Origin of the sequence: Terribacillus sp. FSL K6-0262 (assembly GCF_037977385.1) — a bacterium.
Taxonomy (GTDB): domain Bacteria; phylum Bacillota; class Bacilli; order Bacillales; family Amphibacillaceae; genus Terribacillus.
Genome location: NZ_CP150277.1, coordinates 2179547 through 2204143 on the forward strand (window position 1 = coordinate 2179547; position 24597 = coordinate 2204143).

The following is a 24597-nucleotide window of genomic DNA, read 5'->3' on the forward strand; positions in this document are numbered from 1 at the left end:
GAGGCTGGATGAAATTCCTGGTTATAAAATGCGGCGGCAGCATCATCGATCAGCTGCCTGATAATTTCTATGATAATATCGCGGCTATTCAAAAGCAGGGTGATTGGAAGCCTGTCATTGTGCATGGAGGAGGGAAGCTGATCAATGACCTGCTGCAGCAGACAGGGGTAAAGACGGAATTCGTCGACGGTTTGCGGGTGACGACCGAAGAGGTGCTTGATGTGGTCGAGATGGCACTGAGCGGGGCGGTGAACAAGTATCTGGTACGAAAGCTGATGGCCAGGACCGATGCCTATGGCGTAAGCGGGCTGGACGGCAAGCTGCTGTATGCAGAACCTGTTGCGAATGCGGATAAGCTCGGCCTTGTCGGCACCGTGACAGAAGTGAATACGGCTTTGATCGAACAGATTGTTTCCCAGGGTAATATTCCGGTCATCTCACCGCTGGCTGGAGGGGAAGGCAATTCCCGCTTCAACATCAACGCCGACCTTGCGGCATCAGCCATCGCGCGGGCACTGCATGCAGAGCTATGCTTCATAAGCGACATTCCGGGAATTTATCGCCAGGAGCAAGGAAAGAAGCAAATGCTCACCGATGTAACGGACAGGGAATTGAAGCAGATGATCGATGATGGACTCATCAAAGACGGTATGATCCCGAAGGTGCGTGCAGCATTGGAAGCTTTGGTGCATGGGGCTGGGAAAGTCACCATCGTCAATGGCCTTGCAGCAGACAGTTTGTTGCAGCTGGTGGAAGGTAAAGTCGCAGGAACAACCATCACATTATCAGGGGAGGCCCATCATGTCTGAAACGAATACAGCTATTTCATCTGTCATGCCGACTTACAGCAGGTTTCCGATTTCCATTACAAAAGGGGCAGGGAGCTATGTCTGGGATGATAAAGGCAAACGATATCTTGATTACACTGCCGGAATCGCTACTTGCAATTTAGGGCATGCCCCGGCAGCCGTCAAAGAAGCTGTCAAGGAGCAGCTGGATACCCTTTGGCATTGTTCCAACCTTTATCATATCCCGATTCAGGAACAGCTGGCAGAACAGCTGGCGAGCTGTACATTTGCCGATCAAGTTTTTTTTGGCAATAGTGGTGCAGAGGCGAATGAAGCAGCAATCAAGCTGGCACGCAGCTATGCCCAGAAGGTAAAGGGAACCAAGGCTTTCGAGGTCGTCACGTTCAGCCGATCATTCCACGGCCGGACGCTCGCGACACTGGCAGCAACGGGGCAGGAAAAGATCCAAAAAAACTTCGCCCCGCTGGCACAGGGCTTCCGATATCTTCCTTATAATGATGTAGAAGCCCTGGATGAGCTGATCGGACCTGATACATGCGGCGTTTTATTGGAGCTCGTCCAAGGGGAAGGCGGTGTGATCCCTGCCGATCCTGCATGGGTGAAGGAAGTGGAACGGATTTGTAAGGAAAACGATGTCCTGTTCATGCTGGATGAAGTGCAAACTGGCGTCGGGCGTACTGGTACGCTTTATGCCTATGAGCAATATGAGGTGGAGCCGGATGTGCTGACTACCGCGAAAGGGCTGGCTTCGGGCATCCCGATCGGAGCTATGCTTGCTTCGGGGAAAGCGGCGCAAGCATTTGAAGCCGGCAGCCACGGCAGCACTTTCGGAGGTAATCCTGTGGCGGCTGCAGCTGGGAAGGCCACCTTGGAAGTGATCACAAATCCTGCATTTTTGAGGGAAGTGCAAGAGACCGCGGATTACTTCCGGGGTAAGCTGGAAACGATCGCTGCCGAGTCCGGTGCGTTCACGGATGTGCGCGGGAAGGGCTTGCTGCTTGGCCTTGGTACGACAGGGAAAGCGATCGAGCTTGTGCATCAGGCCCGGGAGCTCGGGTTGCTTGTTCTGGTAGCTGGTGAGCAGGTGCTGCGGATCCTGCCGCCGCTTAATACAACCAGGGCGGAAGTGGATTTCTGTATCGAGGCCTTGAAGCAGATCGCAGATGTATAAAGAGACGCATCCCCCATACAATACATACGATTCCAGACTAGTTGGGATCGTATTTTTTTGTCATGATTTTCTGTTGTCGAAATAAGTTACAATCGTTAAGATAGAAGAATATTAGGAGGTTAGCCATGTCCGCACATTATCTAGAAAAAATCAAAGCTTTCCAGCAGCAGAATGAAAACAGATATCGGATCGTCATTTCCTGTCCTGATCAGCCGGGAATTGTCGCAGCAGTTTCCGAGTTCCTTTATAAACAGCAAGCAAATATCATGGAATCCAATCAATATACAACCGATCCGGATGGAGGGGAGTTCTTCCTTCGGATTGAATTCGAATGCCGACAGGACGGCGATACGCAGCAGATGCTGGAGCAAGGCTTCCGGCAGATAGCGGAGCATTTCCGGATGGAGTGGCAGCTTGTGCGTGTACGCGACCTGAAAAAACTGGCTCTGTTCGTATCGAAGGAATTGCATTGCCTGCAGGAGATTCTTTGGGAGTATCAAAGCGGCAACCTCATGGCCGACCTTGCAGTGATCGTCAGCAATCATGAGGATGCGCGTGAACTGGCGGAAGCCCATGATATCCCCTTCCACCATATCCCTGCCAATAAGGATATCCGTCAGCAAGCAGAGCGTCAGCAGCTTGAGCTGTTGGCGCAATATGATATCGACACCGTCATTCTCGCGAGGTATATGCAGATCCTGACACCTGCATTCCTGGAGAATTATAAAAATAAAATCATCAATATCCATCATAGCTTCCTTCCAGCCTTCATCGGCGCCAAACCATATGAGCGTGCCTTTGAACGGGGGGTGAAGCTGATCGGGGCAACAAGCCATTACGTGACATCGGATCTGGATGAAGGTCCGATCATCGAGCAGGATATCCATCGGGTCAATCATAAGGATAAAGCGGAAGATCTGAAGCGTGTCGGACGTCTTGTCGAACGCAGTGTACTCATGCGTGCAATCAAATGGCATGTGGATGATCGCGTGATTGTATTCGGCAATAAAACGATCGTATTTTAAAAGGAGGACTGGGCATGGTACCGAAGATAACGGTAATCGGCAGTCTGAATATGGATTTGACTGCCACCTCAGCTAAACGTCCTGCAGCTGGTGAAACAATACTGGGGGAGCGCTTTGAAACTTTCCCTGGCGGTAAAGGTGCCAATCAAGCTGTCGCTGCCGCCAGGCTAGGGGCGGATGTCGCCATGATCGGTATGGTCGGTCGGGATCCTTTCGGGGATGAGCTCACGCAGGTTCTCCGCCGGGAAGGGGTCCGGACGGAGCATATTGGCAGAGCGGGCACTTCTTCGGGTGTTGCCGTCATCCAGGTGGTGGATGGAGATAACAGCATCACTGTCATCCCGGGAGCCAATTTTCAGCTCACACCGGATTATATCGGAACGAAACGGAGTGTCATCGCAGAAAGCGACATGGTCCTGATTCAATTGGAGATTCCGCTCGAGTCAGTGGCAGCTGCAGCCAAATGCTGTCAGGAGGCGGATGTACCATACATACTGAATCCTGCACCAGCACAGCTGCTTTCCCGCGAGGTCATCGATCAGGCAGCGTACATCACGCCGAATGAATCAGAGGCTGCCATTCTTTTTGACGATATACAAAAGGCATTAAAGGAATATACCGATAAGCTTGTCATCACAAAAGGGGAAGAGGGCATTGTGTATAGCGGCGGGCGTGTACCGGCTTTTTCCGTCGAGCCAGTTGACACGACCGGAGCCGGAGACACATTCAACGCTGCACTTGCACTTAAGCTGGCAAGCGGCAGTCCGCTGGATGAAGCTTGCCGCTATGCCAACGCAGCAGCAGCCTTGCAGATAGGCTTCCCAGGTGCACAAGCCGGCATGCCGACAAATGATGAAGTCATCAGCTTCATGAGACAAAATGGACAAAATCCTTTATAATAAGGAGCGCTTGTTAAAAAGCAGCAAGGAGGAATACAAATGGCAGGAAGAAAGCCAGAAGAAATGGAAGACATAACATTGCTTGGCAACAAAAACAATGTCTACGATTTCGATTACAAACCTGAGGTTCTCGAAACCTTTGATAATAAACACACGTACCGTGATTACTTCGTGAAATTCAATTGCCCGGAATTCACGACACTATGCCCGATCACGAATCAGCCGGACTTCGGTACGGTGTACATCAGCTACATCCCGGATGAGAAGATGGTGGAAAGCAAATCGCTGAAGCTGTACCTATTCAGCTTCCGCAACCATGGTGATTTCCACGAAGACTGCATGAACATCATCCTGAACGACCTGAAGGAACTGATGAACCCGCGCTACATCGAAGTATGGGGCAAGTTCACACCACGCGGTGGAATAAGCATCGATCCATACGTCAACTACGGCCGCCCAGGCACGAAGTATGAGCAGATGGCAGATCATCGCATGATGAATCATGATATGTATCCGGAGAAAGTGGATAATAGATAAGCAGTGATAAATTGTATAATCATAGGAAGAATAAATCATTATGATTAAAAGAGTTTAGGAAAAGGCATCCCTGAAGTGGGGTGCCTTTTTTAGTGCATGCTATTAATGGAATTAGTGGAAATGGTGAAGGAGTATATTGTTCGGGTGGTATAATTTATAGTGATTAGAATCATCAGAGTGAAGATAGAATGAATGGTATTACCGACGGATCTCAGCATGTTAGCAAGGTGTCAATACAAAGGAGGCAAAACAATTTGAAAATCATTGTTACGAGTATATTTGTAGAAGATCAAGACAAAGCATTGGAATTTTATACGGGAACACTCGGGTTTGTAAAAAAGCATGACGAGCCAGCTGGAGAATTCAGATGGATAACTCTAGTTTCTCCTGATGAGCAAGAAGGTACTGAACTTTTATTGGAACCGAATAATAATCCGATAGCCAAGGAGTATCAAGAAAAGTTGTTTATGCAAGGCATCCCAGTAACTATGTTTGGTGTTTCAGATATTGAATCAGAGTATAGACGGTTATTGGACCAAGGTGTGAAGTTTACAATAGAACCAACCAAAATGGGACAAGTCACATTGGCTGTCTTTGACGATACATGCGGCAACCTTATCCAAATAGTAGAGAACGATTAAAGAAAAAAGCCTGACAGTGTACAAGCTGTCAGGCTTTTGCATCATTCCTCTTCTGCCACTTTCACTAATTGTTTCCCTAAATTCTCTCCCTTGAACAATCCAAGGAAAGCATCGGGCACATTCTCAAAGCCTTCCACGACATTTTCTTCGAATGTAAGCTTGTCCTGCTTGAACCATTCGGACAGCTGTTTCTTTCCTTCGGCGAAGCGATCGCCATAGTCGCCGACGATGAAGCCTTGCATTTTGGCTTTCGATTTGACGAGGTAGCCGTGGACGCGTGGTCCTTGATCTTCTTTTTTGTTGTAAGAAGAAATGCTGCCGCAAAGCGGAATGCGGGCATGTGCATTAAGCAATGGATAGACTGCGTCTGACACTGGGCCGCCGACGTTGTCGAAATAGACATCCACGCCGTCAGGGCAGGCTTTCTCAAGAGCTTTCGCTACATCGTCTTCTTTATAATTGATGACTTCATCGGCGCCAAGTGTATGTTTGACATAGTCGAGTTTTTTGGGGGATCCGGCGATGCCGACGACGCGGGCACCGATGATTTTGGCAATCTGGACGACGGTGGATCCGACTGCGCCAGCTGCTCCGGAAACGACGACCGTTTCACCGGCTTTTGGTTCGCCGATATCCATCAAACCGAAGTACGCAGTGAGACCCGGCATGCCCAGTACACCTAATGCCGTAGAGATTGGGCCGAGATCGGGATCGACCTTTTGCAGGTTATTCGGATCCGCTGCGTTATAACGGGCCCAAGGCAAATTGCCGAGTACAAAATCGCCTTTTTGGAACTTATCCGATGTGGATTCGGTAACTTGACCGACAATACCGCCAGCAATCGGTGCATCCAGCTCATACGGAGGCACGTAGGATTTCGTATCATTCATCCGGCCGCGCATATATGGATCGACACTGATATAGATGCTTTTGATGAGCACTTGTCCTTCCTCGAGTGCTGGGATTTCTGTTTCGACAAAACGAAAAGTATCTTTCGTCGGCATGCCTTCCGGACGTTCTGCCAATTGGATTTCTTCATTTTTCGCCATGGGGCATCATCTCCTTTTGATAATACGATAATTGTAAGACGGCGGCAGGAACTTACACAACTCATTTGCTTTTCGCGTTTCATGGTCACAGGGAGGGGAATAGGGACTATATAAACAATCGCAAAGGAGTTTTTAGCATGCCATGGACGATGGACGACTATCCTGCTTCGCTGAAAAATTTGGACAAACCAGTCAAAAAGAAAGTTATTGAGATTGCCAATGCGATGGTGGATGAAGGCTATGATGAAAGCAGGGCCATTCCGATTGCGACCAGTCAGGCGAAAGAGTGGCATGAGAATGCCTCCGAAAGCGAAGTGAGGGACTTCATGGAAAATGATGATCCGACAGAACGTGATTCTGATGGATCTGGCAGTAATCCGGATTTGATAGACAATGCGGAGGAGGTCGTGCCTCATGATGATGGCTGGGCAGTTCAAGCCAAGGGCTCGAAACGGCCGTCCCAGGTATTTGATAAAAAACAGGACGCTGTGAAGCGGGCCAAGGAGATTGCAAAAAATAAAGGAACAGAGACGATCATCCACAAGAAGGATGGTTCTGTTCAGAAACGTGCTTAATGAAAGGGCTGCATCGGTCAAGGATGCGGCCTTTTTGCTTGTCTGTGCTTTTTGGGGATATACGACCAGGGACGCAGGACAAGTTAAGACTTTATTTATTTCCATAAAAGCTTATAATGAGGAAAGCAAGACCATTTTGAAGAAAAGGTGGATCATTCCATGAGAAGGTTAACCAAAAGCATGATGGCATGTGCAGCATTGGTCCTGATGCTCAGCTTTGCCTTTTCCGATGTTGTATCCGCAAATACAGGAAAGAACACGGATAGTATCAATGAGAAATTCGGCTTGCCGATTGTCGTAGTTGGAGATTCGTTATCAGAAGCACAAAAAGAACAGGTCAGGGAAGACCTTGGTGTTACAAATACAGATAATGTAGAGGAAATTCCGGTTACTGCCGAGGATATCGTGAAGTACATAGATGGGGATGCCAATTCCAGGATGTATTCCTCGGCAATGATCACAAGGGAAGATGAAGGCCACGGACTGGATGTCCAGATTGTCACGCCTGACAATATCACGCAGGTGACAGTCGATATGTATAAGAACGCATTGCTTACTGCTGGTATCGAGGATGCTACAGTGGAAGTCGCTTCCCCGGTGAAAGTCAGCGGTCATTCCGCTTTGACCGGTATTTATAAAGCCTATGATACAGCAGATGGCAACCTGGATCCGGAACGGACGGAAGTTGCCAATGATGAGCTCGATCTGGCGACGGATTTGGCGCAGAAGGAAGGGCTGGATAACGAGAAAGTCACGCAGCTTTTAACGGATATCAAACAGGAAATTGCGGAGCAGAACCCTGCCACGCGCGAAGATGTCGAGCAGATCGTTTCCGACCAGCTGAGCAAGCTGGAAATCAGCTTAAGCGATGAAGATCGTCAGCTGCTTATCGATCTTTTCGATAAGATGCGCCAGCTGGATATCGATTTCGAAGGTGTGAAATCACAGCTGGATGATATTGCCGCGACGATCCAGGACAAGATAGATGAAGTAGCTGGAAATGAAGGCTTCTGGCAAAGTGTGAAGGATTTCTTCAAGTCGATTGGTGACTTCTTCAAAAATCTATTTTAAATAGGGGAGATACGTATGCGTAATATCATTCAAACCGACAAAGCACCACAAGCGATCGGTCCATATTCCCAGGCAGTGGAAACAGCCGGGACAGTTTATATTTCAGGGCAGATCCCGCTGGATCCGGCTACAGGGGAGATGGCAGACAGTATCGAGGAACAGACGGATCAAGTGATGAAGAATCTGTCTGCTATTTTGGAGGAAGCGAATTTGTCATTCGATCAAGTTGTCAAGACAACGATATTCCTTACCTCGTTGGATGATTTTGCAGCCGTGAATGAAGTGTATGGACGCCATTTGTCCGAGCCATATCCGGCACGTGCGACCGTGGAGGTTTCCAAACTGCCAAAAGGGGCGAAAGTGGAGATCGAAGCGATTGCTGTCCGCAGCTTCAATATGTAAAAAAAAAGGATTGCCGATGTTCGGCAATCCTTTTTAAATGGAAGAAGTCTCCGCCCGTGAGCGGCCATTTTTAATATGAGCAGTAAGCAATGTGATACCGCAAATGATAAGCAGGGCGCTTGTCATATAGAAAACGGCCGAGAAGCCGAAATAACCAGCCATCATACCGCCCAATATCGGACCGATGAAGTTCCCGAGGAACCGAAGGCTGTTATTATATCCGAGTACTTCTCCTTGCATGGTAAGCGGAGCGGCATGCCGGATGTAAGCGACTCGCAGCGGGATGATACCGCCGATGGCCATGCCCAGAAGCAGGCGGATGATTGCTAGTTCCCAGACCGAGCCGACCATTGCACCGGGTATATAAACGATACCTGCGGCAATGATGAGTCCTATCAGGATCTTGACATATCCGATGCGGTCGCCAAGCTTTCCCCAAGTCCTTGTCATGAGCAGATTTCCCAGTCCGGCTGCCGAAAAGGCAATACCGGAGTAGAATGCTAGATTCTCAGGCCCATGCAGTTCCCGGACATATAAAGATAGGATTGGCTGGACGCTGAAATTGGCAATCTGGATCAATGAGCTTAAAAGGAGTACGACTAGTAAAATCGGATCCTTCAGGATATGTGTGAGCACTTCCTTGGAAGTATAATGTGATTTCTCCCCTTTTTGAACCTTCACTGGGTATTCCTTCGTTCCGAACGTGACGAGTACGGCAGAGATGAAGACGCTTATCGATACAAGCAGGAATGTTCCATGAAAGCCGATGCTGTCGGCCAGGATGCCGCCGATCATCGGACCGAAGAGCATACCAGTGATGCTGCCGGTCTGTAAGGTGCCGAGCACGCGTCCGGCAATGTGACTGGGAGTCTGTGTCGAAATGAACGCTTGGGATATTCCGATGAATCCGGTGAAGATTCCCATGAATACACGGAGCATGAATAACTGCCACACATTTTCGGTGAATCCGAGCAGGAGAATGGAAACCCCCATGCCGAAGGAAGATATGATCAAAATAAGCTTCCGTCCGTATCGGTCGCCGATTTTCCCCCAGAATGGCGAGCATATGAATGCGGTAACAAAAGTCACCCCGAAAATGATGCCTGACCAGCTTTGGACCTCCCGATCGGATAATGTACCGAATGATGAAATATATAAGGAGAGGAATGGCATGATCATACTCAAGCTCGCCGAGATGAAGAAATTGGCGAACCACATGATAAACAGGTTGCGTTTTGCGAGCTGTTCGTCCGTCATTATGTGAAAAACACTTCTTTCGCATTAATATTTCGTTTCCCTAACTAATTATACACACGAATGGAAGGGATATGCAAAGGGGTGGCTTGTAAATGGCAGGAAGGATAGAGAAAAATTGCAGGGGAACAATGAACATGATAAAATAGAGGATGTTCTGCTAATATAACATAATTTAGCAAACCATATAAAATTATACTTTATTTCAATATAAATGTCAAATGTTTTGGAGGGACGCCGGTATGACTGAAGAGGAGAAGGATTTAAAGGACGAACAAGCCCGCGTGGCCCGGGTCCAGGAAACGATCGAAAAGAAACGGGAAAAAACCGCAGGAATGATTCAAGGGCTCCGGGAGAAAGTGATCGATTTGCGCAAGAATTTCTGGGAGGATGTAACTGTCAACCTGGATGAGCCGGATGATGTGAATGAAACGCAGGCCAGCCTGAAGCAGCAGGCTGAGCTTCTTGGTGAACGGGAGCGGACCCATCAGCAGATCCATAATGAAGTGAAAACATTGGACCGCTTGCAGCGCAACCCTTATTTCGGCCGTATCGATTTCCGGGAAACGGGTGCTGATCATGAGGAGGAAATCTATGTCGGGCTGGCGAGTCTGATGGATGAGAAGGAAGAGGATTTCCTCATCTATGATTGGCGGGCGCCGATCTCCAGCATGTATTATGATTTTTCACCTGGAGAGGCTTCCTACGAAACGATCGAAGGCAGGATACAAGGGGAAATGACGCTGAAACGCCAGTTCATCATCCGTAATGGGAAGCTGGTTGCTTTGTTTGATACAGGGGTGACGATCGGTGACAGTCTCCTGCAGTATGTACTTGGCGGGAATGCGAGTACCGAGATGAAAAGCATCGTTGCGACCATCCAGAAAGAGCAGAATCAAATCATCCGTAACGAATCTGCCGCTAATTTGATTGTACAAGGTGCAGCGGGGAGCGGCAAAACATCGGCGGCGCTGCAGCGGGTGGCATACTTGCTGTATCACTATCGCGATCGCATCTCGGCTGAGAATATCGTGCTGCTGTCCCCGAACCCGCTGTTCAACAGCTATGTATCCAATGTCTTGCCGGAGCTTGGGGAAGATAATATGAAGCAGGCTACTTTCTATGCCCATATGGATGCCCAGCTGGAGGGCAGGGAGACGATCGAGACGCCATTTGAACAAATGGAATATATGCTGCTTGCTTCCGGGGAGGAAAAGGAGCGGAGGCTTGCTGGTATCCAGTATAAAGCAAGCTTGGATTTCAAGCATTACATCGATGACAAGCTGGACGAATTCAAGCGTGCCGGCCTCATTTTCAAGGATGTCAGCTTCCGTAAGCAGCGCATCGTGAGCAAGCAGGAAATCCAGTCTTATTTTTACAGCCTGTCCAATACTTTGCCGATTTCCAACCGGGCCGAGCTGACTGCGGCTTGGATCGTCGAAAAACTCCAGCTGTGGGGTGAATGGGAAACACGGAAGGATTGGGTTCGGGAAGAAGTCGAGCTGATGGAAAAAGAGGACTATGTCGAAGCATTTGCCGAGCTCCAGAAGAAAGAACGCTCAGAAACGGACGATTTTGAGGAGAACAAACAGGAAGAAGAAATTCTCCGGAAATGGGTTGTCGAACGGAAGCTTCGTCCCTTGATCAAGAAAGTCCGTAAGCATGCCTTCATCAATGTCAAAAAGTCATACTTGCGTATGCTGGCAGCCGAAAGACGGCCGGAAATGCCAGCTTCGTGGCCAGAGCTATATGAAACGACGAAGCAGAATCTCATGCGGAAATATATGAGCTGGGAAGATGTGACGCCATTCGTATATTTCCGTGATAAGGTGCTGGGGGATCGCTCGGATAAGTCCATCCGTTATGTGCTCATCGATGAAGCGCAGGATTATTCGGCGTTCCAGTTCGCCTATTTGCAGCAGGCTTTCCCGAATGCGAGGATGACATTGCTTGGTGATATCAATCAGGCGATTCAGGCGCATGCTTTGACAGGGGAGAATGTGCTCTCTGGCAATACAGCCGACAGTCATCGAATCGAGCTGTGGCGCAGCTATCGTTCGACAAGGCAGATAGTCGACTTCACGAAGGAGCTCTTGGATAACGCCAAGGATATACAGCCTTTCAACCGCGATGGTGATTTGCCGACAGTGATAAAAGCAGCTGACGAGCAGGAAAGGCGCCGGCTGATTCTGGAGAAGATCCGATCTTTGCAGGAAGCTGGTTACGAAACGATTGCAGTGATTGGCAAGACCAGCAAGGAGAGCAAAGAAGCGCATGATTGGATCAAGGAAGAAATGGAAGCAGATCTGATTACCGAAACGACTTCCCAATACAAAAAAGGTTTATCGGTGATCCCGGCATATCTGGCCAAGGGTATCGAATTCGATGCTGTCCTATTGTATGATGTCTCGGATGAGTCGTACGGCCATGAATCGGAGCGTACCTTGCTTTACACAGCATGTACAAGAGCGATGCATGAATTGCATATGTATACTGTCAGGAACTTGAGTCCATTTATCAAAGCGGCAGCTGCCGAAACGTATGCAGTCAAATAAAAAACAGGAATCCGTGAAGGATTCCTGTTTTTTTTACCATAGACCGATCAGTTTCCACCACAGTCCGCCAATTCCGATCCAGACGATAAGGTGGATGATGGAGATGAGGAAACCAAGCCCCCACCATTTTTGCTGGGAAACGAAGCCTGCGCCGAAGAATACCGGGGCAGGGCCGCTGCCATAGTGTGTCAGACAGCCGAACAAGTTGCTGAAGAAAGCCAGCAATAACGCTGATAATAATGGCGGCGCGCCAGCTGCCACAACGACGGAAAGGAAGGCGGCATACATCGCGCTGACGTGGGCTGTGTTACTCGCAAAGAAGTAATGGGAGTAGAAATACACGACAGCCAAAATCAGCAATGCAACCGGCCAGGATAGTGTGCTTACGACATCACTCATGATATCGCTGAACCAAGGTACAAGACCAAGTTCATTCAGGTAATTCGCCATCATGACAAGCACGGCGAACCAAACGAGTGTATCCCATGCACCTTGTTCCTGCTTGATATCGGACCAAGTCAATACTTCCGTAAGCAATAGCACGACAAGACCGATGAAAGCGGCAGTCGTAGAACCGATACCGAAGTTTTCGCCGAAAATCCATAATACAAGCAGCAATAGGAAAACAGCGATCATATACCATTCGGAACGCTTCAGCTTGCCCATGCTCTGCAGTTTCACGGTTGCCATTTCAGTCGCCTTCGGTGTCTCCTTGATTTCAGGAGGATACAGCTTGAAGATGACGAATGGAATGACGATCAAACTGATGATACCAGGGACGATGGAAGCAAGGATCCAGCTTCCCCATGAGATCGATTGACCAGTGACGCTTTCCGCAGCGCTGGCTGCCAATGGGTTTGCTGCCATTGCTGTCAGGAACATGGCGGAAGTGATGCCGTTTCCTTGATAGGACGTGAAAGTCAGGAAGGAACCGATTTTCCGCTCCGTGCCATCTCCGCTCCTGGATCCATAGGAATTGGACAATGACTGGATGATCGGGAAGATGATACCGCCGGCACGTGCTGTATTGGACGGCATAGCCGGTGACAGGATCAAATCACTTCCGATCAAGGAATAAGACAAGCCCAATGTCTTTTTACCAAACAGGCGGACGAATAAATAAGCAATCCTTGATCCGAGTCCTGTTTTGATAAAGCCTCTGGAAATGAAGAAGGCAATGACGATGAGCCAGATCGTGCTGTTCTGGAATCCGCTCAGTGCTTCCTCCAGACCAAGTGTTTTTGTCAGCACAATCGCTGTCAAAGATAGGATGGCGACGCTTCCCATCGGCATTGGTTTAATGATCAAACCGATGATCGTCGCGACGAAGATGGCGAACAGATGCCATGCTTCGGCTTTTACACCATCTGGTGAAGGGATGAACCAAAGGATTACGCCGATCAATATGGTGATCAGAAGTGGAATCCATTTGACTTCCCGTTTTGATTTGCTTGATGAATCAGCCATGATGAAGACCCCTTTAGAAAGTTATTAAATTAAGAAAACAATAATTATATTAGCACAAAAATATTGATATGAAAGTATTCAGTATAAGCAAAATTACATTTTATCTGATTTAAAAAATTTAATAAATCATTCAGATTAAAATGATTATAATGTAATGGAAATAAGCGAAAAAATGGTTCACACAGATTAAGTAACCTCCCGCTTCGTATCCTGCACCTTGTTAATATGCCAATGTTAATTAAAAAAAATAAATGAGAATAAAAAAAGAATCCGAAAAAATTCGGATTCCGTGTCATTTTTGGGTCAATCCCTTGCCAAAAGTGCATAAACGGCGGCGACATCTTGCTTGCCATAGCCGTTCTTTTTCGCCAATGCGTACAGTTCCTTGACGCTGTTGGTCATCGGGAGGGGAGCACCTGCTTCATAGGCTGTTTCTGAAATCTGCTGTAAGTCCTTGTATGCATGTTCCAAAGGGAATTGGGGGTCGAAATCTTGATTGAGAATCGTATCCCGCTTACCGGCTTGGATATCACTCGTCACTGGCAAGGCAAGCAGGACATCCATCAAATGCTCCCGATCCAGACCGACTGCTTCACCGAAGCTGACAGCTTCAGATAAACCGGTCAAGGATTGGACGAGCAGCATATTGACTGCCAATTTGGTAGCTGAACCATTGCCATTTCCACCCATGTATTGGATGCTTTGTCCCATTTTCTCAAGCAGTGGGGTGATTTCTTTTACATCCTTTTCATCACCGCCGACAAGGAAGTGCAGCTTTCCTTGCTGAGCCGGTGCCTTGGATCCGGAAACGGGTGCATCGACAAAGCGGATATCATGAGCTCGAGCTGCTTTTGCCATCTCCTTCGTGAAAGCGGGCTTGACAGTGCTCGCATCGACCCATAAGCCATTCTTTTTCATGCCGCTGAAAAGTCCGTCTTCACCAAAGATGACAGCTTGGACTGCTCCTGGATCTGTCAGCATCGTAAATACGATATCAGCTTGCTCCCCGACTTCACGAGGCGAGTCAGCCCAGACAGCACCTTTGTCCATCAACGCGTGTGCTTTCTCTTTTGTACGGTTGAAAACGACTAATCGCTCTCCCTTTTCCAGCAGATTGGCAGCCATGTTTTCTCCCATTATTCCTAGTCCGATAAATCCGATCATATAAGCACCATCCTTTATATTGGAGTCTTTTCTAGCATACAGAAAAACGGATTGTTTTTAAAAGTCTTTCGCACAGGATATGATACAAAGAAGGAGTGAAGAAAATGAAGCTTAGTATATTGGATCAATCCCGGATCAAAGAAGATGGCAGTGCGGCAGAAGCACTGGAGGAAACGGTGCGGCTGGCTGAGCTGGCGGATCAGCTTGGCTATACACGATTCTGGGTTTCCGAGCATCACAGCGGCAGCCTGGCGCATAGCAGTCCAGAGCTTATGATGGGTCATCTGGCTGCACGGACGAGCCGCATCCGTATCGGTTCAGGCGGTGTCATGCTGCCTCATTATAGTGCGTATAAAGTGGCAGAAAATGCAAGATTGCTTGAAGCGCTCCATCCAGGAAGAATCGATCTTGGCATCGGAAGGGCGCCTGGTGGTATGCCGGCTGCGAAAAGAGCATTGCAGGAGCATAAATCTGTGCCGGAGGATTGGTATGATCAGCAGATACGGGACCTGCTTCATTACCTGGATATAAGAAAAGAAGACAAGCATCGGTTCGGCGACTTGCGGGCGATGCCTGAAATCGGCACCGCCCCATCTGTATGGCTGCTCGGCGGCAGTGCCGGAAGTGCAGGGCTTGCTGCGTATCATGGAATCGGATTCGCCTATGCGCAATTCATCCGTGGGGAAAAGGATGCAGCGGTGCTGGATGTATATCGAAAATCCTTCCGGAAGAATGAACAGGAGCCGCAAATGATGGTCAGTCTCTTCCTTTTCTGTGCAGAAACGACGGAAGCTGCAGAAGCCTTGGCCAAAAGTCATGAGGTTGCCTCGCTTTTGCAGGAGCAGGGAAGACCAGTGAAAGGGATGCTCCGCCCGGATACAGCGTCAGCCTATAAGCTGTCTCCTTATGAAAAGGAGCGCCTGGAAGACAACCGCCCGACCATGGTGATCGGGACACCTGATGAAGTACTTCAGCAATTGGATGAGCTGGAGAACTATTACGGAGCGGAGGTCGAGTTCATGCTGACCAGCCCCGTTTATGAAGAGAAAGCAAGACAAAATGGGTTCCGCCTGTTGATGGAGGCCCATCGGCGCCGCAGTTATTCTGTTTGAATCGGACACCGCTATTCTGGTATAGTAAGAGTGATAATTCATAAGAAGTCTTATAACGAGTGGCGGAGGGAAAGGCCCGATGAAGCCCGGCAACCCACTGCAGGAGGGCAGTCCTGCAGGAAGGTGCTACGACCTGCAGCAAAAGCTGCGTGATAAGATGACGACGGCTGCAAACAATGGCTTCTTCTCATCGAAGAAGCTTTTTTAGTAGATTTGATGTGTCGTTCGGTAGGATTTCCTATGTGCAAAAGGAGTAATAACAATGAAATATGCATACTGGCAGCCAGTTTCAAACAGCTGGCTGCGTCATGTGGAGGATGGGGGGCCGCTGCGTTTGACGTGTGTCCAAGAAATAGCGCATATGGCGGAAACCTTGGGGTTCGATGCCGTATTCCTTCCAGATACTTACCTATACCAAGGGAAAAATGCCGATCAGAAGCTGGACTTTTGGGAAACGGCTGGAGCGATAGCAGAAGCAACCGATAAATTGCATATCATGGCAGCGGTCCGGCCCAGTATCGATCAGCCGGCAGAAGCTGCCAAGCAGGCGGTGAAGATCGACGGAATCAGCAATAGCCGCTTTTCCCTGGCAGTCGTTTCATTTCTGCGTGAAGAGGAAAGAAAGCGTCAAGCTGGCGATATAGAAGGAACGGAGGAATTCTATCTCCAGACAGAAGAATTCTTCGAAGTACTGCGGGGAGTCTGGACTGCCGGCAGCTACACATACGATGGGCTGTACTATCAAGTGGAGCATGTCGATCATTTGCCTGCCGGAAAGAAAAAAGAGATTTCCCCTTTATATGCAGGCGGGGAAAGCGACTACTTACGACAGACAATTGCCGAGACATGTGATGCGTATGTCATGAAGGGCGGCACAGTGCAGGAAGTGGCCAGTATGATTGCCGATATGCAGATTCGCCGGGAAGCATCTGGCAAGTCCGCGTTCACGGAGTTTGGCATGACAGCTTATGTCATATGCCGTGACTCAGAGGAAGAAGCCATCCAGGAATGGGAAAGGATTACCAGTTCCGACTATGAAGCATATGTAACGGAGGAGGAGCTGGCGCAGAAAAGCAGGATAAGTGACGATGCTGTTTCTGCCAGAGGACTGCGGCCAAACTTTGTCGGGACACCGATGCAGATTGCACAGCGGATACTGGCTTATGAGCACGCAGGTGTCAGCCTATTGCTGCTTCAGTTTTCCCCGCAAAAACGAGAGATGGAGCGTTTCGCCAAAGAAGTCATCCCATTGGTGGAGGAAATGCGGGAAGATTCCATTTAATTGGGAATGAGCGGTGGACAATCTTATTTTTATCGCGTACATTAGAAAAAAAGAGTGAGTATGGGGGAAACTATGGAGCTATTGACGATTTTCGATGGGCAGCACCGGGAAATAGGAGTGAAAGAAAGACAGGCAGTCCATCGCGATGGGGACTGGCATGAGACTTTCCACTGCTGGTTCGTGGAGCATGATGGTACAGAACCATACATTTATCTACAGCAGCGTTCTGCTAATAAAAGCGAATTTCCCGGGAAATACGACATTACTGCAGCTGGTCATCTGGGAAGCGGCGAAACGCCCGTAATAGGCGGCTTACGTGAGATACAGGAAGAATTGGGTGTCACGCTTCAGGAAAGTGATCTATTTTATAAAGGTATCATCCAAGAGGAATTATTCGCCAAGGATCTGATCGATCGGGAGTTCTGTCATCAATTTTTCTATTACTTGGAAGAATTGCCGGAGATCTTGCTGAATGAAGAAGTGATACAGATTGTCAGGATGAAGGTGAATGACTTGGAAAGACTCGTGGAAGGCAAAGCGAAAAGCGTGGAAGCGGAAATCGTTGCGGGAGCTCCCTGTCAGCGAATCGAGATTACACATGAAGAACTTTGCCCTCATCAGCTTGATTATTATCGGGAAGTCATCATGATCTGCCATACATAAAAAAGGAACAGCAATGCCGCTGTTCCTTTTTTATTTCATCAGAAAGCCCAATTCCCTTTTTCGAAGATGGGTTCGATTGTGCCATCCGGCGTTTCGCCTGTGATGGATAATTCCCCGGAACCGACCATGAAATCAACATGTGCCAGACTGTAGTTGAATCCGATCGACTCCAATTCCTCTTTCGATTTGCTGCGGGCATCCTTCACGCACATGCCGATTGCTTGTCCAAGTGCCAAATGGCAGGAAGCATTCTCATCGAATAATGTGTTGTTGAAGACGATGCCGGATTGGGAAATCGGTGATTGATGCGGCACGAGCGCAACCTCCCCAAGGAAGCGTGCGCCTTCATCGGTATCCAGCAGATTCTTGAGCGTGTCATAGCCTTTTTCTGCTGAGAAATCGACGACTTTGCCATTTTCGAAAGTTAGTGAAAAGTTCTCAAGCAAAGTGCCGGCATAATTCAAAGGTTTCGTACTGCTGACTGTCCCATTCACTCCATTTTTTACCGGAATGGTAAAAACTTCTTCTGTTGGAAGGTTTGGTATATATGTAGAGCCATCTTCTTTCATGAATTCTGCACAAGTCCAGAAGGATTCCGGATGCAGTTCAATCGTCAAATCGGTTCCAGGACCGGTATAATGCAGCTTGCGATAGTCGCGTGCATTCAAATGATCAGCGTTTTTCTTCATTGCCGCGACATGCTGTTCCCATAGCTCGACCGTATTTTCCTGATCGGAGCGGGTAGTGAAGAAGATTGCATCCCATAGCTTATCGACTGCTGCTTGTCCTTTCCGATCAGGGAAGACCGATTCAGCCCATTCGACAGTCGGAACGGAAGCGATGAGCCAGTTGACGCGTCCATTCGTCTTGTGAGCTTGATAGCCTTGTCTGGCTGCGCCCATTGCTTTCGTATAGCGGGCGACCCTTTCCGGATCGATACCATCAAAAAGAGATGGATTCGGCGTCTTCAGCTCCAGGAAGGCAGTATCGGCTGCTGCCAATTCTTCATAGACACGGCCGCGGAAAGGTGTGAAGTAATCCAAGTCCTCTTTCCGGGCATGCTTCACTTTTGCTTTCGTGATGTTATCATCCTGATAATCGACGATGACATCCCGCAAGCCAGCTTCATAGGCTTTCTCGGCAACGATCTTTGTAAATGGCGCAGCTGCCAAATCTGCAACTATCATCAGATCCTGCCCTTGCTTTACATTCAAGCCGATGTGCAGTAAAAGCTCGGCGTACTTTGCTAATTTTTGTTCGAATTGCATGAGAATCCCCCTTTAATCAACCTATCTTCATCATTTTACCAGAAAATTATGACTAGAGGCGGAACTCCAGGGAGAATTTTGCAATCGGATCAAAATGGGACGAGTGTTTGATATGACGCGGGAAGATCCAGCGCCGGGAAAGCTGTTTTGCCGCACTGGTCAAATCGGTGCCGGAACCGCTCCAAAAGGCCTGCCAGACGAACTTTGTGCAATAATTCCAATCTGTATCCTCCAGGGTGCGGCTGAATCTGTATCCTTTCATCAAGCTGATGGATTTCTCCGCCCATGCAGCTGCTCCTGTTGGATCCTTTTTTGGCCGGAGCAGGGTGATCGTTCCGCCATAGCGGTGGCGAGACAGGTAAGCGGCCAGAGATTCGGTGATCCCGCCGGATGGATGTGCATGAAAAATGCGACCATCAGGACCGGCAATGCCGGCATGGCTGAAGAAAAAGGTGGAGGGGCCAATCGAGCTGTAGAGTACATCTCCGGTCTGAAGCATCGTCTGTATGCTGTCAGCGGTTTGGTATAGATTTTCCATTTCTGCTTTGGATTTCCTCATCGGGGTCACTCCTTGTTCAAATGTCACAAAATCTCAATCGAAAGCATGTTCCTTTAACCCTGCATGTATTATGATAGAGAAAGATTCTAGATTTGTGGAGGTTTAAGCATGCATGCATTAAAGAAACAAGGATACAGCATATATGATTTACAAAAGGATCTCGCGTATGACGGGATGGAGAAGGATTTAGCCGAGATACAGGCTGTTTTTGATACATTGCCTGCCGACAGCTATGCACCGGAACTGAACCGTTACCGCCGTTACTCCCGGGCAATCATCTTCGATAAAGACAATCGATTGGAATGGCTGCCGGGGATCGAACGGGAGAATGGAAGCATGGCGCAGTATTTCCAGGGCCGCTTCAATCCGGAATATGTCGATTCATATCGGGAATTCCCATCACTTCCCGACCATATCCTGGAAAATGAACTGTTGCAGAAAATCATCATGCATGATTATCACGAAACATTCTGGCGTAAAGAGGATCTGATCCTGCCGGTTCATGCTGGTGTTCATTTTGTCAAGCTTGAGGTGACGGAGGATGGACAAGAGGGTGTATCCTCCCCGAACTTGATCCATCAGGACGGTGAGCCATTCACATTCGCCCATCTTATCAAACGCGACAATGTGGTTGGGGGCCTTAATATCATTGCGACTCCTGAATGTGCTGGCAAGCTGCCGGAAGATGCAGATTCCAGTCAATTCCACGAGAGCTTCGAGATTCATCGGCCGCTGGAGTCCTACGGGGTACATGACGAGGCAGTCAGTCACTACGTGAGCCCGATCAGAAAAGGGGACGCAAACCGCCCGGGTGTCCGTGCTGTCCTCTTGATCGATTTCCAGCCGACTGTACTGGCCTGAGCCCAGAAAGGGGATAGGGATGACAGCAACCATACGTGAAGCGAAGATGGCTGATTGTGGAAGGATCGGGGAAATCAGTACAAAAAGCTGGCGATTTGCTTATCAAAATATCTTGCCGGCTGACTATTTGGCTGCCATTCGTCCGGAAGATAGAGCAGCGCGCTTTGAAAAAGTACTTGCATCCGGCTCCCTTATGCTGGTTGCGGAAGTGGACGGAAGGATTGTCGGATTCCTCAGCGGGGGAAGATCCCGGGAAGATTTGCATCCGGATTATGCCGGTGAAGTATATGCCATATATCTTGATCCCGATCAAACGCAGCGCGGAATCGGCAAGATGCTTATACAATCTTTGGAGAAGCAGCTTGCTGCTGAAGGGATTCAGGGGATATTTGCTTGGATGCTTGCCGGTAATGATGCCCGGTACTTCTATGAAGCCCTTGGCGGAAAGAAGATCGCCGAGGGAAAGCTTGAGATAGAAGGTATCTCTTATCCCGAAATTGCATATGGATGGAAAATAGCGGACAGATGATGTCCGCTATTTTTTTAGGCGCAGGGACTCTGCCTGTATGTATCGCCGGCCATCAAAGGTGAGTTTCCAGATGGCTGGCATCGGCAGCTGCTTCCAGAAGGCATAATCAAATCCATCATCGTAATGGCCCATGGCAAGCACCATCAGATTTCCATGCGTCCCGATGGCAATCCGTTTACCGGGATGAGCAGCAAGTATATCCTCCAATGCATCCACAACCCTCCGCCTTGCCGTCATATTCGATTCACCGCCAGGAAATTGGTACTCCTCATCAGACCATAAACGGTCCATGGCTCCCTGGAAGTCTTTTACCGGAGCGGGCGCAATCTGTCTTTCACGGAGCCGCTCATCCAGAGCAGCAGCGGATGGATCAGTTACGATTGTTTCCCATGCCCTCCGGTAAGGGCTGGAGATATATGTATCCACCTGTTCTGCTGCCAATAGTTTCCGGACTATCTTTGCGTCTGCATAACCTTGCTCGGATAATGTCCGGTTCCGTTCATCCGGCGTATAGATCGTGTGTGCGTGGCGTACAAGATACATCATTGTCAGCATAGCAATCCTCCCTTATGTATCATTCTATCAAATATAAAGGAAGGTATTTGCAATTTCATATGATCTAAGTTACATTTTGTAAGTAACTGATAAATCGTTCGTTTAGGAGGCGGAGCAGATGATGGAGCTTCACGGTATTCACCATGTGTCAGCCATAACAGCAAATGCGGCAAATAACTATGATTTTTATACAAGAGTGATGGGGATGCGCTTGGTCAAAAAGACTGTCAATCAAGACGACCCGTCCATGTATCATCTATTCTATGCTGACAAGCTTGGCAGTCCAGGAACGGATCTGACTTTTTTTGAGATTCACCGGGCGGGCAGGACATACATAGGCAACAATAGTATCTCCCTGACTTCCCTGCGTGTGGCATCGGATGAAGCAATCCGATATTGGGCCGGCAGATTGCAGGAATATGATATCCAGACCGAAGAGGCGGATCTGCAGGGCCGCAAAGTTCTCTTCTTTGAGGATCCGGAAAAGCAAAGGCTTATGCTTGTGTCCGATGAACGGAATGAAGGCGAAGCACCGGGCGTTCCCTGGGATGGAGCGGATGTACCGGCTGCGTTTGCCATTATCGGTCTTGGACCGGTGAAGCTGACTGTTCCCGAGCTTGAGCCGACAGAGCGTGTCTTACTGGAATTGATGGGATTCCGTAAAAAAGCAGAAGAGCAGCTTGCCGACGGGACCAACCTGCATATTTACGAAGTGGGGGCAGGCGGCACTGGAGCCGAGGTAATGGTAGAGGTCGTCCCTGGATTGCAGCGGGAGCGTCCTGGACGCGGAAGCGTGCATCATGTAGCTTTCCGGGTGAAAGACAGGGAAGAGCTGGAGCGCGCAAAGAAAATACTCTATGCTGCGCATCTGCCGAATTCGGGACTGATAGATAGATATTACTTTCAATCGCTTTATTTCAAGGAACCAAATGGTATTTTGTTCGAGCTTGCGACAGATGGTCCTGGCTTTGCTGCCGATGAAGATCCGGATGCATTGGGAGAGACTTTGGCACTGCCGCCGTTTCTCGAACAACAGCGGGATACGATTGAAGCGAGATTGACCCCGCTTGATACAAAAAGGAAATGACTTCTGCGAAACCGCCTCCTGCTGGCGGTTTTTTTGCAGGCGGGGTTGACGCATAAAGCGGATATATGATTTTATAGATAGAAATATATATATACATATTGCTAAGGCTCTCCCGGGCAGCGTTCATGGCACGGGAATTTTTTGCACGTTTATGGGCATAACGTATAAGGATAATAGGAGTTGAAGACAGTGGGAAAAAGAACAAAATTATTTGAAGCGGCAAAGCGTTTGGGTGAGGTTGCATTGGGAAAGCGTCCCGCTGATTTAATTATCCGAGATGGTGTGCTGGTCAACGTATTTACAGGAGAACTGCTGGAGCATACAGATGTCGTCATTTCAGGCGATCGGATAGCATTGGTCGGAAAAGCTTTGCCGGAGCATGAAGGACCGGAGACCAAAGTCATTACCGCAAATGGTCGCTATCTTGTACCAGGTCTGATCGATGGCCATATGCATGTGGAGAGCACGATGCTTTCGGTAACGGAATTTTCCAAGGCGGCTCTTGCCAAAGGGACAACGACTGTTTTCATGGATCCGCATGAGATTGCGAATGTATTCGGTATCAAAGGTGTACGCTATATGCATGAGGAAGGGCAGCAGCTGCCGCTGAAAGTATATACGACATTCCCATCCTGTGTGCCGGCAACCGATGATTTGGAGGATGCCGGAGCCAGTCTGAGTGTAGCCGATATACAGGAAGGGCTGAGCTGGGAAAATGTCCAAGGACTGGGTGAAGTGATGAATTTCCCTGGTGTGGTTCATGGGGATGGCAAGATGCTTGGCGAGATTGGCGAAACAATCAAAGCGGATAAGGTCGTAACGGGGCATTTCCCGTCAGAGGATCCTTACGCGCTGCAAGCATATATCGCCGCAGGTGTTACATCCGACCATGAAACGATTGCCAAGGAAGATGCATTGGCGAAACTGCGTGCCGGCCTTCATGTACAGATTCGAGAGGGGTCGGCATGGCGCGATGTGAAGGAAGTAATCAAAGTCATCACGGAATATAAAGTGGATACACGCAATATCTCCTTGGTGACAGATGATGTTTATCCAGAGACATTGATCACGAAGGGACATATGAATCATGTTGTCCGTCGGGCGATCGAGGAAGGGCTTGATCCAGTAACGGCGATTCAGCTGGCAACGATCAATTCTGCCCGGTATTTCCATATGGAAAATGATATCGGCAGTATCAGTGCCGGCAAATTTGCGGACTTGCTGCTGATCGAGGATTTGCAGCAGATGGAGGCTTCCATCGTCATTGCGGACGGCAGTATACAGTTCGAAAATGGTGAACTGCAGCAAGCATTCCCGACGTATACGTATCCGGAAGCTGTACGCAGCTCAGTGCACCTGGCCGGCGAAATGAAAGCCGATGATTTTCTTTATCGGACGGATCGTCCGGACGGGGAAGTCAGGGTGAATGTAGTAGGTGCGATCGAGGGAAGTGCACGGACAGAGAAGAAAACGGCTGTCCTGCAAGTCAAGGATGGAGTGATCCAGATCGATAAGGATCAGGATATCATCCATTTGTCTTGTATCGAACGGCATAAAGGAACCGGACAAATATCCAATGTCTTTGTCAGCGGCTTCCAGTTCCAGCGCGGAGCAGTTGCTTCGACTGTGGCGCATGACAGTCATAATTTGCTCGTGATGGGCGTCGACAGGGAAGATATGGCTATTGCTGCTAATCGGCTGGCGGAAATCGGCGGAGGTCTCGTGGCTGTTTTGAACGGTGAGACTTTGGCTGAATTGCCGATGCCGATTGCCGGATTGATGTCCGATCAGCCTTTGGAAACAGTTGCCGGACAAGTCGGGGAGCTGGTTAAAGCATGGGAGAAGCTGGGATGCAGCATAACGGATCCAATCATGACATTTTCATTGATAGCTCTGCCGGTGATCCCGGAAATCCGTGTGACGAACCGCGGCCTTGCCGATGTCACGACATTCAAGCTCATTGATGTGATCATAGCCGAATAGGGAGAGGGGGAACCAGCAGGAATGCTGGTTTTTCTTATGTATGGAATTTTACGATAACTTCGATTTTCATTGACAAAAA

24 protein-coding genes and 1 riboswitch are annotated in these 24597 nt (G+C 48.8%); of the genes, 17 read left to right on the forward strand and 7 right to left on the reverse strand.

The annotated features are described in order from the left end of the window. Positions 1-8 precede the first annotated feature (8 nt). From argB to MHI54_RS11260, 6 genes are all read left to right on the forward strand, one after another. Complete coding sequence (argB, locus tag MHI54_RS11235) at positions 9-809, forward strand: acetylglutamate kinase (RefSeq protein WP_095214304.1); 801 nt, start codon at positions 9-11, stop codon at positions 807-809. After that, positions 802-1980 carry an acetylornithine transaminase gene (locus MHI54_RS11240; RefSeq protein ID WP_095214303.1) on the forward strand — a complete coding sequence of 393 codons (1179 nt, stop codon included), beginning with the start codon at positions 802-804 and terminating at the stop codon, positions 1978-1980. The genes argB and MHI54_RS11240 overlap by 8 nt, the downstream gene beginning before the upstream one ends. A gap of 125 nt (positions 1981-2105) precedes the next feature. Continuing rightward, positions 2106-3005 (forward strand): formyltetrahydrofolate deformylase, encoded by a 900-nt coding sequence (gene purU, locus MHI54_RS11245; protein WP_095214302.1) that lies wholly within the window; start codon positions 2106-2108, stop codon positions 3003-3005. 14 nt (positions 3006-3019) lie between these two features. After that, the gene (rbsK, locus tag MHI54_RS11250) at positions 3020-3904 is read left to right on the forward strand and encodes a ribokinase (RefSeq protein ID WP_095214301.1); all 885 of its coding nucleotides are present in this window, start codon (positions 3020-3022) and stop codon (positions 3902-3904) included. A gap of 39 nt (positions 3905-3943) precedes the next feature. Then, positions 3944-4441 carry a preQ(1) synthase gene (gene queF, locus MHI54_RS11255; RefSeq protein WP_095214300.1) on the forward strand — a complete coding sequence of 166 codons (498 nt, stop codon included), beginning with the start codon at positions 3944-3946 and terminating at the stop codon, positions 4439-4441. A gap of 254 nt (positions 4442-4695) precedes the next feature. Further along, positions 4696-5082 carry a VOC family protein gene (locus MHI54_RS11260; RefSeq protein WP_095214299.1) on the forward strand — a complete coding sequence of 129 codons (387 nt, stop codon included), beginning with the start codon at positions 4696-4698 and terminating at the stop codon, positions 5080-5082. Positions 5083-5123: 41 nt separating this feature from the next. Here MHI54_RS11260 and MHI54_RS11265 read toward each other — a convergent pair whose 3' ends face one another. Then, positions 5124-6131: an NADP-dependent oxidoreductase gene (locus MHI54_RS11265; RefSeq protein WP_095214298.1), complete on the reverse strand. Its 1008-nt coding sequence runs from the start codon at positions 6129-6131 to the stop codon at positions 5124-5126. A 137-nt stretch (positions 6132-6268) separates the two neighbouring features. Here MHI54_RS11265 and MHI54_RS11270 point away from each other — a divergent pair, with 137 nt between their 5' ends. The 3 genes from MHI54_RS11270 (at position 6269) to MHI54_RS11280 (ending at position 8179) form a co-directional block, all read left to right on the forward strand. After that, positions 6269-6706 carry a DUF2188 domain-containing protein gene (locus MHI54_RS11270; RefSeq protein ID WP_095214297.1) on the forward strand — a complete coding sequence of 146 codons (438 nt, stop codon included), beginning with the start codon at positions 6269-6271 and terminating at the stop codon, positions 6704-6706. Positions 6707-6913: 207 nt separating this feature from the next. Further along, the gene (locus tag MHI54_RS11275) at positions 6914-7777 is read left to right on the forward strand and encodes a DUF1002 domain-containing protein (protein WP_340082945.1); all 864 of its coding nucleotides are present in this window, start codon (positions 6914-6916) and stop codon (positions 7775-7777) included. Between the two features lie 15 nt (positions 7778-7792). Beyond that, positions 7793-8179 carry a RidA family protein gene (locus MHI54_RS11280; RefSeq protein WP_095214295.1) on the forward strand — a complete coding sequence of 129 codons (387 nt, stop codon included), beginning with the start codon at positions 7793-7795 and terminating at the stop codon, positions 8177-8179. A gap of 33 nt (positions 8180-8212) precedes the next feature. On the opposite strand, the gene MHI54_RS11285 is transcribed toward MHI54_RS11280, so the two are convergent. Continuing rightward, on the reverse strand, positions 8213-9436 hold the full coding sequence (locus tag MHI54_RS11285) for an MFS transporter (RefSeq protein WP_095214294.1): 1224 nt from the start codon (positions 9434-9436) through the stop codon (positions 8213-8215). A 239-nt stretch (positions 9437-9675) separates the two neighbouring features. Here MHI54_RS11285 and helD point away from each other — a divergent pair, with 239 nt between their 5' ends. Then, complete coding sequence (gene helD, locus MHI54_RS11290; RefSeq protein ID WP_095214293.1) at positions 9676-11988, forward strand: RNA polymerase recycling motor HelD; 2313 nt, start codon at positions 9676-9678, stop codon at positions 11986-11988. A 33-nt stretch (positions 11989-12021) separates the two neighbouring features. Here the strand turns inward: helD and MHI54_RS11295 are convergent, their stop codons facing one another. Further along, positions 12022-13455 carry an anion permease gene (locus tag MHI54_RS11295; protein ID WP_095214292.1) on the reverse strand — a complete coding sequence of 478 codons (1434 nt, stop codon included), beginning with the start codon at positions 13453-13455 and terminating at the stop codon, positions 12022-12024. A 303-nt stretch (positions 13456-13758) separates the two neighbouring features. Further along, positions 13759-14619, reverse strand: a complete 861-nt coding sequence (locus MHI54_RS11300) for an NAD(P)-dependent oxidoreductase (RefSeq protein WP_095214291.1) — start codon at positions 14617-14619, stop codon at positions 13759-13761. Between the two features lie 104 nt (positions 14620-14723). On the opposite strand from MHI54_RS11300, the gene MHI54_RS11305 reads away from it, so the two are divergent. From MHI54_RS11305 to MHI54_RS11315, 3 genes are all read left to right on the forward strand, one after another. Continuing rightward, the gene (locus MHI54_RS11305; protein WP_095214290.1) at positions 14724-15731 is read left to right on the forward strand and encodes an LLM class flavin-dependent oxidoreductase; all 1008 of its coding nucleotides are present in this window, start codon (positions 14724-14726) and stop codon (positions 15729-15731) included. 47 nt (positions 15732-15778) lie between these two features. After that, a riboswitch (SAM riboswitch) is annotated at positions 15779-15890 on the forward strand. A 103-nt stretch (positions 15891-15993) separates the two neighbouring features. After that, positions 15994-17013 carry an LLM class flavin-dependent oxidoreductase gene (locus MHI54_RS11310; RefSeq protein ID WP_095214289.1) on the forward strand — a complete coding sequence of 340 codons (1020 nt, stop codon included), beginning with the start codon at positions 15994-15996 and terminating at the stop codon, positions 17011-17013. Positions 17014-17085: 72 nt separating this feature from the next. Beyond that, positions 17086-17676, forward strand: coding sequence for an NUDIX domain-containing protein (locus tag MHI54_RS11315; protein ID WP_158221446.1), 591 nt, complete (start codon positions 17086-17088; stop codon positions 17674-17676). Between the two features lie 38 nt (positions 17677-17714). Here the strand turns inward: MHI54_RS11315 and MHI54_RS11320 are convergent, their stop codons facing one another. Beyond that, positions 17715-18944 (reverse strand): aminopeptidase, encoded by a 1230-nt coding sequence (locus tag MHI54_RS11320; RefSeq protein ID WP_198946010.1) that lies wholly within the window; start codon positions 18942-18944, stop codon positions 17715-17717. A gap of 52 nt (positions 18945-18996) precedes the next feature. Continuing rightward, positions 18997-19503, reverse strand: a complete 507-nt coding sequence (locus MHI54_RS11325) for a hypothetical protein (RefSeq protein ID WP_340081491.1) — start codon at positions 19501-19503, stop codon at positions 18997-18999. 108 nt (positions 19504-19611) lie between these two features. Here MHI54_RS11325 and MHI54_RS11330 point away from each other — a divergent pair, with 108 nt between their 5' ends. Both MHI54_RS11330 and MHI54_RS11335 read left to right on the forward strand, forming a co-directional pair. Continuing rightward, positions 19612-20364, forward strand: coding sequence for a 2OG-Fe dioxygenase family protein (locus MHI54_RS11330; RefSeq protein ID WP_095214285.1), 753 nt, complete (start codon positions 19612-19614; stop codon positions 20362-20364). 19 nt (positions 20365-20383) lie between these two features. Continuing rightward, the gene (locus tag MHI54_RS11335) at positions 20384-20893 is read left to right on the forward strand and encodes a GNAT family N-acetyltransferase (protein ID WP_340081492.1); all 510 of its coding nucleotides are present in this window, start codon (positions 20384-20386) and stop codon (positions 20891-20893) included. A gap of 6 nt (positions 20894-20899) precedes the next feature. Here the strand turns inward: MHI54_RS11335 and MHI54_RS11340 are convergent, their stop codons facing one another. Beyond that, positions 20900-21448, reverse strand: coding sequence for a histidine phosphatase family protein (locus MHI54_RS11340; RefSeq protein WP_340081493.1), 549 nt, complete (start codon positions 21446-21448; stop codon positions 20900-20902). Positions 21449-21569: 121 nt separating this feature from the next. Here MHI54_RS11340 and MHI54_RS11345 point away from each other — a divergent pair, with 121 nt between their 5' ends. Together MHI54_RS11345 and ade are read left to right on the forward strand one after the other, a co-directional pair. Beyond that, positions 21570-22535, forward strand: a complete 966-nt coding sequence (locus tag MHI54_RS11345) for a ring-cleaving dioxygenase (RefSeq protein WP_095214325.1) — start codon at positions 21570-21572, stop codon at positions 22533-22535. Between the two features lie 189 nt (positions 22536-22724). After that, positions 22725-24518 carry an adenine deaminase gene (gene ade, locus MHI54_RS11350; protein ID WP_340081494.1) on the forward strand — a complete coding sequence of 598 codons (1794 nt, stop codon included), beginning with the start codon at positions 22725-22727 and terminating at the stop codon, positions 24516-24518. The last annotated feature ends 79 nt before the right edge of the window (positions 24519-24597 follow it).